This is a genomic window from Flavobacterium sp. 245 (assembly GCF_004362055.1).
Lineage (GTDB): Bacteria > Bacteroidota > Bacteroidia > Flavobacteriales > Flavobacteriaceae > Flavobacterium.
Window position 1 is genome coordinate 152,848 of the sequence record NZ_SNXB01000007.1, and the last position, 15,587, is coordinate 168,434.

A 15,587-nucleotide genomic window follows, 5' to 3' on the forward strand; every position below is an offset into this window, starting at 1 on the left:
TTCTAATGCTTATAAAACTTCAAATCGATTAAATCATTCTGAATTGGTTTTGGATTCCAGTTTTCGTGAATTGCAAGCGCTGCGCCTAATGCACTCGCCTGCGCCATCGATGCCGCATATACTTCAATATCAGGATAAGCTTCTGCCAGCAGATTCATAAAAATGGAATTTTTACTGAAACCTCCATCAACAAAAATTTTCTTGACAGGGCTATTGTGTATCACTAAGTTAGTCGAAAAAACCTGTTGTTCAACAAGATCGAGCATCAATTGATGATAGGCCGTTTCATAATCCTTAAATAAGGAAAGATCTCTTTTTTGAAAAGGACATTCTTTTAGAATATCAAAATCATATTTCTTTGGATAAATAATCTGAAAATTGAGTGATCGTAAAGTCGCTACAATCTTTTTGTCAAAATAAACATCTTTAAAAGTGTCAAACGGAACATTAAAATGCGCAGCTAATCTTTTTGCCTGCACTTCATGTTCGTTGCCCGAAAATAATCGTGCGGCTTTTACTGGTTTTTCAGTGTATTGCATATAGCATAAACAATCCTGCTTCAGTTCGTCAAAAGTCAAAGGCTTATTATTGAAAGGATTTAGTGAAATACTCCAAGTTCCGGTCGATAATAAAACGAAAGGTTCCGTAAAATTAATCGTGTACGGAATTATTGCCGATGAACTGTCATGAAGACCAACTCCAATGGCTAAATCACCTTCTTTTTTCAAGACATCTTTTCCGTAATGCAAAGGCGGAATTTTAGCTGAAATACCTTCATTTTTAAGCCATTTGTGGTACTTCATCTTTTTAAAATTCCAAAGATTAGTATGACACCCAATGCTTGTAATATCGGCGAAAGCCTCATTTGTCAGAAGAAAACTTAAATATTGGGGCAAATGAAGACAATATTTTACTTTTTCAAAAAGCGCTGGTTTTTCTTCTTTAAGTCTGTAAATCTGCATTCCTGAATTCAGGCTTCCTAAAACCGGTGAAGCCGTTTTGACTGCAAATTTCTCTTCACCTTTATAGGTACTGTAAAACCCTTTTTTTAATTCCTCTGGATAATCTTTCAAATAATTATACAGAGGAGTTAAAACTTTTCCGTTTTCGTCAATATACACAAAACTAGCGCCGTATGTACTAAAATTGATTGCTTTTAAAACATAGTTGGTCAGTTCTTTTATTTCTGATAATCGGTCGAGTATCCAGTTTTTTAGAACATCAATATCTTCACAGGGAAAACCATCTTCATCTGTGGTTTCATCAAGATTTACTGATTTTTCCCAAACAATCTTATAATTTTCATCAAATAAAAAAACCTTTTTGTTTGTTTTACCAATATCAAAAATTGCAACTACATTCATTTTTTTTAATTATAAATTATGAATTATGAGTTATGAGTTATGCTTTTTGTTCGAAAAATTCATGGGTTGTTAAGCGAAGTCTTTTTTATTTTTTTAATCAACGAAGTGATATTAAAAACAATAGTTTTTCAACTTATAACTCATAATTCATAACTCATAATTATTACAATCCTGTTGCCATTGTTTTTAATCCTCTTTCACCAATCAAATTACTTCTAACAGCAAGATTACGGTACAATTCAACTGGATTTAAAGCTGCTCCTGAACGCAAACGAGCTTCTGCAACTAATGCACGAACATCTGTACGGAAAGCATTTTGAAGAATTTCCTGTGCTTTAACTACATCATTCTCTTCCTGAGCCTGCTCTAAAGCTTTTCTGTCAACAGAAAGTGCCTGTGCATAAGCAATCATAATCGCTTCAACAGATTGTAATAAATCTTCTAAAGGGTCTTTAATATTGTGAGAAGCATCGATCATCCAGCCTAAATCTTTTGCATGATTCATGCCTCTTGCGTCCATTCCTTCAACTAATTCATTGAAAATCAAGAATAATTGATAAGGTTTCAAAGCTCCAGCAGTTAAATCATCGTCTCCGTATTTTGAATCGTTAAAGTGGAAACCACCTAATTTATTGTCCATAAGCAAAATAGAAACAATTTGCTCAATATTTGCATTTGGCAAATGATGACCTAAATCAACAAGCGTTTTTGCTTTGTCTCCTAATTTTTGAACGTATGAATATGACTGTCCCCAATCGGCCACAGTTGTGGAGTAGAAATTTGGTTCAGCACATTTGTATTCTAAAAATAATTTCCAGTTTGAAGGCAATGCATCGTAGATTTCCTCTAAACTTTCTAATGTATTTTGGTAAGCTTTGCGGAAGTTTAATTGTCCAGGAAAATTAGATCCATCAGCTAACCAAACTGTTAATGAATCAGATCCTAATTCAATTCCGTGTTTAATAACCTCGATATTGTGCGCAATTGCTTGTTTACGAACTGCTTTGTTTACGTTTTGCAATGAACCGTATCTGTAAGTATGTTCTGCACTTGCCTGATCTTGAAACGTGTTCGAATTCATGGCATCAAACTTTAATCCGTGCTGCGCTGCAAGCGTTTTGATTGCGTTATAATCTGTTGGTATATCCCACGGAATATGAAGCGAAATCGCGCCAGAAGCATTGTTTAATTTATGAAGCAAACCTACATCTTCAATTTTTTCTTCTAATGAACGAGGTTCTCCTCCACCTGCAAAACGTCCAAATCTAGTTCCTCCAGTTCCTAAAGCCCAAGAAGGAATTGCGATTTGAAAATCAATTAATTTTTGAATAATCGATTCTGCATTTTCTATTTCTGATGCTGTAAAAGCAAATTTGTTTTGATGTTTTTTCAGCAATCCCTCGTTATGAGATGCAATATTGTTTGATTCAATTAACATAGCATTTTATTTTAATAGCGCACAATGTAACACATTATATCGATTGCGCTCTTGGTTAATCTTAATTATTTTATTGCGTTTTTTTTAATTCTTAAATTTTAAAAAAATCTAACGTTCGAAAATTCCCGAACGTTAGATTACAAAAAACCACCTTTGTTTTAAACTTAAAAAAACTAAACAATCTATCTGTAAAAGCCCATTCCTACACCACCATCAACGTTTAGAGCATTTCCTGTAGATTTACCTAATAAACCACCAACGAAAGCAAAACACGCATTTGCGATATCATCTGGCAATATAATTTCATTTAATAATGTACGTTTTGCATAGTAAGCAGGCAGTTCCTCAACTGTTATCCCGTATGCTTTTGCACGTCCTTCTGCCCATCCGCCAGACCAGATATTTGAATCTGAAATTACAGCATCAGGATTTACTGTGTTTACACGAATTTTATCAGCCCCAAGTTCTGCAGCCATTAAACGTGTTAAATGCGCCTGAGCTGCTTTTGCTGAACCGTATCCAGGATTATTTGGACCCGCTACCACTGCATTTTTAGAAACAATGTTTACGATGTCTCCACCAAAACCTTGTTTGCGCATTACTTCGATTCCAGCTTTAGAAACAATAAATTGTCCTTTTACCAAGATATCATACAATCTGTCCCACTCTTCTAAAGTGTGTTCTGCAATAGATTTAGAAATACTGATTCCGGCATTGTTTACCACAATATCGGCACCTCCAAAAGCTAGAGAAGCCTCATCGAATGCTTTTTCAGTACTGTCAGGATCTGTAACATTCAATAAAGTACTTGAAACAGCATCTTTACCAAACAACTTTACAAACTCAGCCTTAGCCGATTCTAAGCGCTCTTCATTAATATCATTGATTACCACACAAGCACCTTCCTGCGCAAATTTCTTAGCGATAGCTTTACCAATTCCGCCAGCAGAACCTGTAATTACAGCAACTCTTCCTGACAATGCTTTTGGTTTTGGCATACGTTGTAATTTTGCTTCTTCCAATAACCAATATTCAATATCAAATGCTTCTTGGTGCGGTAATGAAGTATATTCTGAAACTGCTTCAGCACCTTTCATTACGTTTACAGCATTGATATAATATTCTGACGCCAAACGCGCCATTGTTTTATCTTTTGCAAAAGTGAACATACCAACTCCAGGATATAAAATCACAACCGGATTTGGGTCACGCATTGCAGGTGAATTTGATTTTTTGCATGCATTGTAATACTCTTTGTACATTGCACGATACGCTTCAAATGCCGGTGTTAGTTTTGCTTTAATTGCATCAACATCAGACAAATCTTCGTTTGGATCTAATTCTAAAACCAGCGGACTGATTTTAGTTCTTAAAAAGTGATCCGGGCAAGAAGTTCCAAGCGGTGCTAATTTTGAAAGATCATTAGAATTAATGAATTCTAAAACTCTTGCATCATCTGTATAATGTCCAATCATTTGACGCTCTGACGAACAGAAACCTCTTAAAATTGGCGCTACTTTTGCTGCTTTTAATTTACGATCCGCTTCTGGAAGACTTTCAATTTTTTTGCCTCCAAAAACGGGACGTTTTTTGCCGTAATTGCTTTCAAGATAATCAGCGCATTTCTCGATTACTTCCAGCGTATTAATATAACTTTCGTATGCAGTATCACCCCAAGTAAATAAACCATGAGATCCTAGCATAATACCGCGAAGTTTTTTTCCTTTTTTCTCAGCTTCTTCCAAACAGCTTCTTAATTGAAGTCCAAGGTCAAAACCTGGGCGCTGCCAGCCAACCCAGCCTATTTCGCCATCAAATAATTCTTCTGTAATTTTTGCTCCGTCTTTCGCAGCAGCGATTGCAATTGCAGCATCTGGGTGCAAGTGGTCAATATGCTTGAAAGGCAAGAAACCATGTAAAGGCGTATCAATAGAAGGCGCTTTTGAAGCTAAATCAAAAATACAGTGATTGAATAATTCTACCATTTCATCTTCAAACTCAATACCTCTGTAGACATTTTCAAGATTGCGCAATCTGTCTAAATAAAGTGCTGCACAGCCTGATTTTGTTAATGTCCCGATATCTCCACCAGAACCTTTAATCCACATTACTTCAGAGCTTTCGCCTGTTAATGGATCTTTATCTGTTATTTTTACAGAAGTGTTTCCTCCTCCGTAGTTTGTCAATCTTAAATCGGCTCCTAATAAATTAGAGCGATAAATAAAAAGCGCTACTTCATCACCTGCCAATGCTGCCGCTTTAGCGTCATCCCAAAGATAGCTTACATGCTTAAAATTCATATTATTTGTATTTATATTCGACATTTGGTTGTTTTGATTTTAGTTTATATTTATAATGAATTACCAATTCCGACTACAACAATCGAAAGCATGATTAATCCAATTCCCCACATAAAAGTTCTCATTGTCTTTTTAGAAACTCCTGTCCATTCTTTCAGATAAAATCCCCAGAAGTTGGCTGTCAAAATGATGGTCGACATGTGCAAAATCCAAGAACTTGCACCATTGCCTAATTTGCTTTCCCCCATACCATAAAAGAAAAACTGCAAAAACCACATTGTTCCTGCAATTGCTGAGAACAAGATATTTTTTGAAATTGGTGTTTTGGTATCAGTATAATTGCTAAAGGTTTTATTTTTGAAATTCAGATAAATACACCATATAAAGTTAGTTGTCAAGCCACCCCAAAGGATAATGATATAACTTACATTATTTTGGAATAAAAACTCGCCTTGATTTGGATTTGCTAATTTCCAAGCCTCATTGGCAACATCAGCCATTGGTTTTGCGGCTTCAATTCCGAAGTTGAAAAACGAACTTAAAATACCAGAAACTATGGCAATAATAAGTCCTTTTACCAGACTAAAATCTTTGTCTTTATCTTCATGGCCTGTTGCAAAATCCTTTTCTTTAAGCATTCCTGCTTTTCCCAAAATTGCAATACCTATAATACATATTAATACTCCAGCCAAAACCATTTGTCCGCCTGAATTCGCAAACATATCACTGATTGATTCTTTACCTTCTACGGCATTGAAATGATAATAGATTGGTGGAATCAAAGCACCGAAAGCAGAACAGAAACCTAAAGTAATCGAGTTTCCTAATGACATTCCTAAATAACGAACTCCAAGACCATAAGTAAGTCCTCCTACTCCCCAAATCAATCCCATTACAAATGCTAATGCTTTAACTGATGGAGCAGCCGCCGCGATAATTTCAGTAAAATTTGGAATAGTTAAATAAGCAGCAATTGGCGGTACAATAAGCCAAGAGAAAAAACCTCCTATAAGCCAGTAGCTTTCCCAAGCCCAATTTTTTACTTTCTTAAAAGGCATATAAAAACTGCCCGAAGAGAAACCTCCAATGGAGTGAAAAATAATACCGAGTAATGATTCCATTTAATAATTTTAGTTTGTGGTTATTGATAGTTAATCTGGTTTTGTAAAATAAGAGAATGTAAAAAAGAAAACTGTCCTGTACTATCCTTTATGATTTTAGGTTTTATGTTAAAACCAAAGAATATTGCGAAGAAGAATGGTTTTTAAGTAGAAAAATAAATTTAAAATTTCTATTTTAGCAATCGATTTCGTAATTATTATATCATCAATTTGTAATAATTACGTAAATCTCCAAAAACATAAAATTAGCCTTATTTAATTTGAGATATTTTGTGAGAAAAGTAGCAATTACGGCACTTTGTCAGGTTTTAAGTAAAGCTTTATATCCAAATTTTAATTCAGAATTATGCTTGTAATTTTTTCAGCATAATTTTCAATACCTGCAAAATGATTAAACTTATTAAAATTGATGAAGATTCAAGGGTTCCAAAATACAAGCAGATTGTAGATTCAATTTTGCAGAATATTGCCAACGGAAATCTGAAAATAAATCAAAAAATACCTTCTATCAACAGTTTCAGCGAGGAGTTTTACATGTCTCGTGATACTGTCGAAAAGGCTTATAATATCTTAAAAGAGCGAAAAATCATTTCTTCTATTCGAGGAAAAGGCTATTATATTACCCGAACAAAGCTGGAATCGAAGGTAAATGTACTTTTTCTATTCAATAAATTGAGCGCTTATAAAATGAAAACCTACAGTTCATTTATCAATACTGTTGGTGCAAATGCGCATACTGATTTGCATATTTATCATTGTGACGAAACCTTATTTTTAAACCTTCTTGATAAATTTGAAGGTGCTTATGATTACTATGTCATCACAACGCACTTTAAAACAGACGAATTGAAACATTTAAGTTTTACTGATGATGTTGTAAAAGCGATCGAACGCATCCCAAAGGAGAAATTAGTCATTATGGACAATATCAAATTGGGAATGGAAGGCGAAATCATCAAAATTTATCAGGATTTTGAGAATGATATTTATAATGCTTTAAAAGAAGGTCTTTCGAAAATCACAAAATATAAAAGGCTTATTTTAGTCTATCCTGAAAAAGCGGTTTATCCTTACCCGAGAAGGATTTTGCACGGATTCAGAAAATTTTGTGTGGAGCACGAAATCAATTTTGAGATTCTGAGTGAAGTTTACGACGATATGATTCTGAAAAAAGGTGATTTATTTATTACAATCGAAGAATCGGATTTGGTGAATTTAATGAAACAAATTCGCGATGAAGAATATATTTTAGGAAAAGAAATTGGGGTAATCTCCTATAACGACACGCCTCTAAAAGAATTATTAGGCATCACCGTAATGTCAACCGACTTCAACGTTATGGGTGAAACCGCAGCTCGTATGATTTTAAATAAAGAAAAAGGAGAAGTGAAAGTACCTTTTAATTTTATTGATCGAAATTCTATCTAAGGGACTAAGGTTCTAAGATACTGAGGTTCTAAGTTTTTTTTAGCATCGCTTGTCATTTCGAGGAACGAGAAATCCTCGCAAGTAGCTCTACAAAGATCGGCGATTTTGATTGTGGAGTTACTTGCGAGGATTTCTCGTTCCTCGAAATGACAAATCATACGTTCATAAAATACGAAAGACGCACTGCTGTGCGTCTCTACAATAAAACATTTTGCGAAAAATCCTTAGAACCTCAGTATCTCAGAATCTTAGCACCTAAAAGAAAACTATTTTTTAACCACCAAAGAAATATTCGGTTTTGGCGCCGGCTTCATGTCTTTTCCCATATAAAAACTAGTATGCGGAGGCTGATTATAACCTACATTTTGCCAGGCAATACTCAACCTGTATTGCGGATCGTGCATTAAAGTATATTGTCTTACATTGGTTGGAATTGTCGTCGAATAAATTCTCAATTCTTTATTGTCTTCTGATCGTAAAATTAATTCTTCACGCCAATCGCCCAAAATATCTCCAGAAAGCGCCGGAGTCGATTTTGTTCCGTTATTCGATACTGCGCCCGTCGCGGTAAACAATCTTCCTTTATTATACTTATCAATATAATTTGAATTCAGAATTTCTCTTGAAGTATCGCCATCCCAATAAATTAAAAAGTTAATTGAGCTTGGTGCTTTTCCAACAACTTTTCCTTTCATATCGTATAAATCAGGCGAACCTGAATACCAAAATTGCGCTCCTCTTAACTCAGGATCAATATTGTCTGCAACGCCTCTTCCAACATCTTCATTTAGAGAACCCGTAAACAAAACTTCCCCGTCTTTTGCTGCAAAAATGGTAGCTCCTGGCCCCGTTGTGCCATTTTCAATTTCATGAATCCCAAAAACTTCAAGGCCCGGAAGATCAGGATCTAAATCTGAAACGTGAATGGCATCTCCGTGTCTAAAACCTGTTGTATACAATCCTTTTCCGTTATCATCCACGCACATTGATCCGTAGATTATTTCGTCTTTACCGTCATTGTCAACATCTGCAACGGTAAGATTATGGTTTCCCATTCCTGAATACGGATTTTCAGAATCTTTACTGTCAAAAACCCATCTCGAAGTCAATCTGCCGTTCTTAAAATCCCAAGCTGCTAAAACTGTTCTTCCGTAATAACCACGGCACATTACCACGCTTGGATGAATTCCATCTAAATAAGCCACACAAGCAGTAAAACGATCAATTCTATTTCCTTTTGTATCATTTCCACCGCTTCCGCCATGTCCTCCCCAGCCGGCAAGATCACCTCTTTCGGCAATATAATCTACAGTTGTAACAAGCTTTCCTGTTCTTCCATCAAAAACAGAAAGGTATTCTGGTCCTTTCAAAATTTTCCCATAAGTTCCCGAATTTGGATCTCGGTCAACCCAGTCTTTTGAAGCATCTCCAACAACATTATTCTGACTGTCAGTTGTTCCATCAGCCGTTTTACAAACCAATTCAGCAATTCCGTCACTATCCAAATCATACACCATAAACTGCGTATAATGCGCACCTTCGCGAATATTTTTTCCTAAATTAATCTGCCATAAAAATTTCCCCTCTAAAGTATAAGCCTGAAATATAGGCGGATCTGTGATTCCTGTATGCGAATTGTCGTGTGCCTTTCCAGTCATGTGCACAATCAAATCATATTTTCCGTCACCGTCTAAATCTCCAACCGAAAGATCATTTGCCGTATAACCTTCAATTGGTTTTAATACAATTGATAAATAATCTTTGTCAGGGCTTGAAGCTGGAATCGTAAAACTTCCTTTTGCGTCAGATTCTTTTCCTTTTAAAACCGTTTTTACAAACCAAGTATTTTCTTCCTCAACATTTGCTTTTGTGTCGAGAAAATTAGTCGCTCCAGAAATGGGTTTGTCGTTTAGTTTAACTGCTTTTTTAGTACCGCTTTTTCGGTACAAATTAAAAAAAAGATTATCAGGATCGGTTCCTAAGACGCGCCAGCCTACAAAAAACTGACCTTTGTCTTTGACGGCAATAACGCCTCGATCGAGATTTTCCATTTGCCTTTGACTGAATATATTTAGGCTTAAGAAAAGCAGTATTACTACAAAGTTTTTATTATTTTTCATATTGTATTTTAAAATGTGAGTATGTTGTTTTTTAATCTCGCAAAGTCGCGAAGACGCAAAGAAAAATTAAAATGAAACTTTGCGCCTCTGCGAGATTAAAAAAATCCGCTTTATGTGTAAAATCTGCGAGAAACCAAAAAAACTAAAACATCTTTTTAAATCCTTCGCTTTGTACTTTCCATGTTCCGTCTTTTGGGAAACCTGGATTTTCTTCGGTTGAATCGTCCCAGCCGGCGCACATCATAGCAACTGCAGTCAATAATCCGCCATTTCCTGGAAGATATAATGTTAATCTTTCTGCTTGATAATTATGTCCGTTTTTTAAATACGTGTTTGTAGTCACATTCATAAACAAAGCGTCAATTGCTTTTTCCGGCATTTGCAAACGTGCCGCCGACATGGCCGTCATTGGGAAATCCCAACCCCAGGTTTTATCCCAAGACCAAGTTTTCCAAACCAAGTCAAAAGTGTTTTTCATGATTTTTTTATCCAAAAGAGAAGTTTCAGGAAGCATTCCGAAAGTTCCTAAAACAGATGGATGATCTGTTTTGAATTCTGGATTTGTATACGAATCCGTTGCGCTTTCTGTCGCCAGATAAACATCGCCTGAAACTGGAAGTTTTGATAATTTAGCCAAAACGGTTTCCCATTTTTCAGGCACTTTCTGGTTTAAGCCATGCTTCCATGAAATTGCCGTTTTCAATGCCCAGTTCCAATATGCTAATTCATAAGTTGGATTAAAAGTTTCCATCGCCTTAAAGCGTTCTTGTGCTGGAATCACACCCGGACCTAAAACATAACGATCGTTTTTAGCATCATAATTAGCAAACGAAGCCATAAAATCAGCGGTTGCAAAAACGCGTTCACTGTATAACTTCAAGGTTGCGGCTGTTGGTTTTGCGCGGTAAATTAAATCGGCATAAGTTATAAAATGTGGTTGTTGCCAAATCAAAAATGAACCAACAGATGATGGACTTTCATTTCCATCAGGGTCAGTCATTTTTTGCCATCTTGCGCCTTCAAAACCTTGTCTTTTGGCTATGTTTTTGGCTTTATCAAAAACCTTTTGGTACCACGGAAGACTTTTTTCCAGCAATTCTGGGCGATTCCATAAAGCAAAATGAACACCGTGCCACCAATGCATTTCTAAATGTGGTTTTCCATACCAGCTGTTATACGTCAAACCAGTTTCTTGAGGCGGTACTTTTCCTGTACATTGTACCTTCGTTAAATACTGCGAAAGAACAACGCGTCGCTCCAGCTCTTTTGCGCGCGGATCTGTACTTCCTGAAAAATCAACGGCTGCACCACTTTTCCAGAAATTCTCCCAACCTTTTATACTGCTGTTTTGAATAGTTTCAAAAGAAGAATTTTCAGTTTTATTTTCTGCCAAAGCAAAAAGACAACTCAATTCTAATGTATTGGTGTTTGAAGCTTCGACCACAAAATAATGATCTGCCGCTTTTTTAATTTGTGCATTTCCTTTCCACATTAAATCAACGTTATATGAAATACTATCCATAACGTGCGTTACAACAGCTTCTGTTTTTGATTTTTGCTTTAATGTGCTTGTATAGTTTTGTGTCCCTTCGTATTTGGTTCCAAAATCTGCCCAATCTCCAGTAGGAAACGGAATTTTCAAACTAATTTTTAAACGTTTTTGCTGTAATAAATCTGATTTTACTTTTACGCCAATCGCATCTTTTTCTTGATGCGAAGCAGTTACTACGGTTACAGGAGTTCCTTCAACCTCAAAATAACTTTCAATTTCTCCCGTCCATAAATTCAGTTTTTGAGAAATCGATTTGATATCTGATGGTTTTGCTTGACTTCCGTCTTTTTTCAAAATTTCAAAACCTAAATTTCCTAATTGCAATAAATGCGGATTTTGTCTAAACCAATTTATGGCATCAACTTTTCTTTTAGGCTCTTTTATCTGTACCGTATAGGAAACATTTCTTCCGTACTGCTGATAGTCTTTTAAAGTTTCAGAAAATTTAAAATTCTCTGTGTTTTTATAACTATCCCAACCCCACTCCGACTCCGTTCCTAAGGGAATTCCATTTTGATATGTTTTAGGAAAAGTCTGCAGTCCCGTTGCATCAACAGTAAATGCAAAAGCGCCGTTTCCAACGGTCAAAGACGCTAAAGTATCAATTGCCGTAATTTGAACATTGTGACGATTTACCAATGCTTTTCGATCGATTTTTTGAGCGAAAAGGGGAATGGAAAATAATAAAACACCAACAACAACGTATTTTTTCATGTTTTCAGATTTTAATAAATTATATATGCAAATGATTATAAAATCAAAAGGCTTTTTTTTTACAATTGCGTTTTGACAATTATATCAAACTATATTTTAATCATTTACTAGTTCAGTTAATTTTTTATTTAGCTCTTCTCCTCTAATATTCCTTGCCACAATTTTTCCATTTTTATCAATCAGAAAATTTTCAGGAACTGCATAGACACCATACATCAATGCAGGTGTGCTTTCCCAAACCCCAAAATCACAAAAGTTATCCCATAGCAACCCATCTTTTTCGATTGCGGCGAGCCATTTTTTCTCATCCTTGTCTAAGGAAATTGCTACTATTGCAAATCCATTTGATCTATATTTTTTGTACGTTTTTACTAAATTTGGATTTTCCTCTCTGCATGGTCCACACCAAGAAGCCCAAAACTCTAACAGCGTCACTTTTCCAATTAATTGAGAAAATTCTTTTGGATTTCCATTTTTGTCTTTCATTACAAAGTTGGAATATTGATCTCCTATTTTAACATCACGATTTAGCGTGATGTAGTTTGAAATTCTTTTTCCGTACTCTGATTTTTTTATATCTTCAGAAAATCTATCGTAACATTCTTTTGAATAATCCTTGCCCCAGTCTGCAACAAAAACAGATAAGATAAAAGCACTAACGATACTGTTTGGATGATCTTTTACAAATTTTTTCTCAAGTGCATTTTTTTCTTCAAACGATAATCTACCTATATTTTCATAAAGTTTTTGAGATAAATTTTCGGATTCAGAACCGGTTACTTTCGCATTTTTAAAATCACCTTTCGAAGCATCAAAAAACATTTGATTATTTTCAAGCCAAATATCCCTCCACTGCGAAAATGATTTATTATACAATAAAACTCGTAAAGGAAACTTGGCTGTTTTTATAGCAAATGAAAACTGGTTATCCGTAATTATAGCCGAATCAATAATTTTTTCGGTTAAATTATCTTTTAAATAGAGGACTGTTCCGTTTTCCAAGTTATTTGTCTTTCCCTTTAAAGAAAAACGCGATTCTTCTTTTCCAATAAAAGAAACCAGAGCCATTATGAATAATATAAATACTATTTTCTTCATCTTTTTTTTACTTTTTTTGAGAAGTTTTTTGAACTCAATAATAAATCTGCAAACATCTTATTTTTATTTTTTAACTAACAAATTGAAATTTTGAGTTCCTAGTAAACCGTCCCCTGTCACTCCTTCAATAGTCCCCGTAAAAAGACTTTTAATATCTGAACAGAAAAAAGTTATGTTAGCCTCTCCCTCCTGATTGGTAACTAGATCCGATTTCCAAAATAAAGTATTACGATAATCCGGAGTCGAATCAGTTATTGTCACATCATCATAAACAGCTTCATAAAACACTTTTTTACCATAATAACCTTCTACACTGGCTAAATTGAACATTTTTAATAACTCATCTTCGGTATAGTCCCTATAATGATAAATCGTATTTGTAGTAACAGAGCCGGTAAATATTTTGTACTGTTTACCTTCTACTGGTTTTGTTATTTCTCCTCCATGTTTTACCCAGTTGGGGCAATTTAAAACATTTAAAGAACACACATAATCATTATTAAGTTTCGCTAAACTATCCAGTTTTCCAATATACTTGTCGCGAAACATCTTCTTTTTTGCAACAATCAAGACTTCATTTAATTTATTTACTTTTTCGCGTTCAGAAAATGGCGAACTTTCATCAGTATGTACTTTTTCAATCTCTGGAAAAGGATAAATTACAGTTTTGTTTTTTCGGTTTTTATTAATTTGCTCAAACGTGACCTTTTTTACATTCATTAGATATTTAGGCTCTGGCAAGGCCATCAGTTTAAGATATGTATATCCATTTTCTCCTTTTTTCAAATGATCGGGTGTAATAGTAAAACTTCCCTCTTCATCTGTAGTTATAAGATCTTTACCTTTGGCATCATCTGCTGCAAATACAACTACTCCTTTTGGCGTTGCTGTTGTGGATTGTTTATTATCCGGTTTTTCCAATTGAACTTTACCTTTTACCTCATCAAAAAGTATAGGTGTCATTGTGTTGCTGAAGTCTCTTAAATTCTCTTCGTTCCAAACATAATTTCTCCATCCCTGAGTAAGCATTAATACATCTAAAGTTTCTTTTCGATCTTTATTTTCTTCGTCAAAATAATATGCCGGATTGTAGATATTTCCTTTTAGCTGTGTGGAAAGCAAAAAATGACTTTGAATATTTTTTGCATCTTGCTTATTTTGATACAAACCGTCATAAATACTTACTCCTAAATGAGCTATTACTGCCTGATCATTTTGATCCGTTACTTTTATTTTTAAATTTACGCGTTCTCTTTTAGTGTAATCGATCTTATCCAATTCCGGTTTAATAGTTAACTTTTGCTCAAGATTTACATATACCAGTCTTTCTGCTATTGGCAATAAATCTTTATTAAAAAGTGTCACTTCTGCAATTCCTTTCGGTATCTCTTTCAAAGGAATTTTAATCATTAATTCTTTTTTCAGCATTCCCACAGCAATACTATAAACTATTCCACGCACTTGTAATCGCAGGTATACCTTTTCTTCTTGCAAAACATCACTTTGCGAAACCTTGAAAACCAAAGCTTCATTAGTGTTTTTGATTAAACTAAGCGCTTTACCTATTGCATGTATTGTATCTATCGTAAAAGTTGTCGCAAGCTCAGGTTCATTTAATTGAATGTGATATTTTTTATTTCTTAGAGGAGTCAAACTAATCGCCCCCATACCCGCATGACCGCTTTTAAACTTTAGCAAAGGCACATTATCTTCAAATAAAGTACCTGAAACAGCTACTGGCAAACCTTTTAAATTTACAGCTTTAAATCCTAAACGACTTTGAATCCCCGAAATCAGCTTCCCTCCTTCTGGAAAAGTAGAAAAATGCAACACATTATCTTTTTCTGAAGAACCTACATTTTTTCTCTGGCTGATTGCTTTTACAATTGTTATTTTTTTCAGCGCATAAAATTCTTTGGGTTCTTTCAGAAACGAATAAGCGCTATAACCAGCCAGCGTATAATTTCCTTCTGGTAAAGAATTTTCAAGAAAAAGATGCCCATCAACAAAACCATTTTCAATTTCATACTTTTTCTCCCAAACTACATTTTCCGTTTTATCTTCAATTAACTGCACAAACAATATTTTACTGCGCATTGAAGGTGTGAAATATTGCCCATCCAAAACATATCCTTTGAACCAAACATCTTCCTCTGTTTCATAAATATTTTTGCTGGTTTGTATGTAGACGACATCTGGGACTATATTTTGTGCCGCTTTTTGCAAATTTTCAGCTAATTGATCAGAACCATCCGTTTTGATTTGAGCGTAAGAGCGCAAACAGCTTAACATCCCTATTACAAGGATAGCTTTAGAAAAGTATAAAAAACAATTCCGTTTTGCACTCATTAATTATATTTTTTATTTCAAGTTTGAGGTTCAAAAGGGCTTCGACTTCGCGCAGCCTGACAAAGGAAAAAGATTCTCTTAAAAACAGCTGTCACCCTGAGCG

9 protein-coding genes are annotated in these 15,587 nt (G+C 34.9%); 1 reads left to right on the plus strand and 8 read right to left on the minus strand.

Going from position 1 to position 15,587, the window contains the following annotated elements:
* Positions 1–2: 2 nt before the first annotated feature.
* From EV145_RS14815 to rhaT, 4 genes are all read right to left on the minus strand, one after another.
* Positions 3–1,364, minus strand: a complete 1,362-nt coding sequence (locus EV145_RS14815; protein ID WP_133525980.1) for an FGGY-family carbohydrate kinase — start codon at positions 1,362–1,364, stop codon at positions 3–5.
* Between the two features lie 163 nt (positions 1,365–1,527).
* Entirely contained in the window at positions 1,528–2,802 is a 1,275-nt protein-coding gene (locus tag EV145_RS14820; RefSeq protein ID WP_133525981.1) for a TIM barrel protein, read from the minus strand.
* Between the two features lie 182 nt (positions 2,803–2,984).
* Positions 2,985–5,126: a bifunctional aldolase/short-chain dehydrogenase gene (locus EV145_RS14825; RefSeq protein WP_133525982.1), complete on the minus strand. Its 2,142-nt coding sequence runs from the start codon at positions 5,124–5,126 to the stop codon at positions 2,985–2,987.
* Between the two features lie 26 nt (positions 5,127–5,152).
* Positions 5,153–6,223 (minus strand): L-rhamnose/proton symporter RhaT, encoded by a 1,071-nt coding sequence (gene rhaT, locus EV145_RS14830; RefSeq protein ID WP_133525983.1) that lies wholly within the window; start codon positions 6,221–6,223, stop codon positions 5,153–5,155.
* Positions 6,224–6,610: 387 nt separating this feature from the next.
* On the opposite strand from rhaT, the gene EV145_RS14835 reads away from it, so the two are divergent.
* Positions 6,611–7,651, plus strand: coding sequence for a GntR family transcriptional regulator (locus EV145_RS14835; protein WP_035651106.1), 1,041 nt, complete (start codon positions 6,611–6,613; stop codon positions 7,649–7,651).
* Between the two features lie 266 nt (positions 7,652–7,917).
* Here EV145_RS14835 and EV145_RS14840 read toward each other — a convergent pair whose 3' ends face one another.
* From EV145_RS14840 to EV145_RS14855, 4 genes are all read right to left on the minus strand, one after another.
* On the minus strand, positions 7,918–9,771 hold the full coding sequence (locus EV145_RS14840; protein WP_133525984.1) for a rhamnogalacturonan lyase: 1,854 nt from the start codon (positions 9,769–9,771) through the stop codon (positions 7,918–7,920).
* 142 nt (positions 9,772–9,913) lie between these two features.
* Positions 9,914–12,037: a hypothetical protein gene (locus EV145_RS14845; RefSeq protein WP_133525985.1), complete on the minus strand. Its 2,124-nt coding sequence runs from the start codon at positions 12,035–12,037 to the stop codon at positions 9,914–9,916.
* Positions 12,038–12,133: 96 nt separating this feature from the next.
* Positions 12,134–13,135, minus strand: coding sequence for a TlpA disulfide reductase family protein (locus tag EV145_RS14850; protein ID WP_133525986.1), 1,002 nt, complete (start codon positions 13,133–13,135; stop codon positions 12,134–12,136).
* A 63-nt stretch (positions 13,136–13,198) separates the two neighbouring features.
* Positions 13,199–15,484, minus strand: a complete 2,286-nt coding sequence (locus tag EV145_RS14855) for a hypothetical protein (protein WP_133525987.1) — start codon at positions 15,482–15,484, stop codon at positions 13,199–13,201.
* Positions 15,485–15,587 lie beyond the last annotated feature (103 nt).

Coding starts and splice junctions, on each gene's coding strand:
- EV145_RS14815 (WP_133525980.1), bottom strand. CDS start 1,364: ATGAATGTAGTTGCAATTTTTGATATTGGTAAAACAAACAAAAAGGTT.
- EV145_RS14820 (WP_133525981.1), bottom strand. CDS start 2,802: ATGTTAATTGAATCAAACAATATTGCATCTCATAACGAGGGATTGCTG.
- EV145_RS14825 (WP_133525982.1), bottom strand. CDS start 5,126: ATGTCGAATATAAATACAAATAATATGAATTTTAAGCATGTAAGCTAT.
- rhaT (WP_133525983.1), bottom strand. CDS start 6,223: ATGGAATCATTACTCGGTATTATTTTTCACTCCATTGGAGGTTTCTCT.
- EV145_RS14835 (WP_035651106.1), top strand. CDS start 6,611: ATGATTAAACTTATTAAAATTGATGAAGATTCAAGGGTTCCAAAATAC.
- EV145_RS14840 (WP_133525984.1), bottom strand. CDS start 9,771: ATGAAAAATAATAAAAACTTTGTAGTAATACTGCTTTTCTTAAGCCTA.
- EV145_RS14845 (WP_133525985.1), bottom strand. CDS start 12,037: ATGAAAAAATACGTTGTTGTTGGTGTTTTATTATTTTCCATTCCCCTT.
- EV145_RS14850 (WP_133525986.1), bottom strand. CDS start 13,135: ATGAAGAAAATAGTATTTATATTATTCATAATGGCTCTGGTTTCTTTT.
- EV145_RS14855 (WP_133525987.1), bottom strand. CDS start 15,484: ATGAGTGCAAAACGGAATTGTTTTTTATACTTTTCTAAAGCTATCCTT.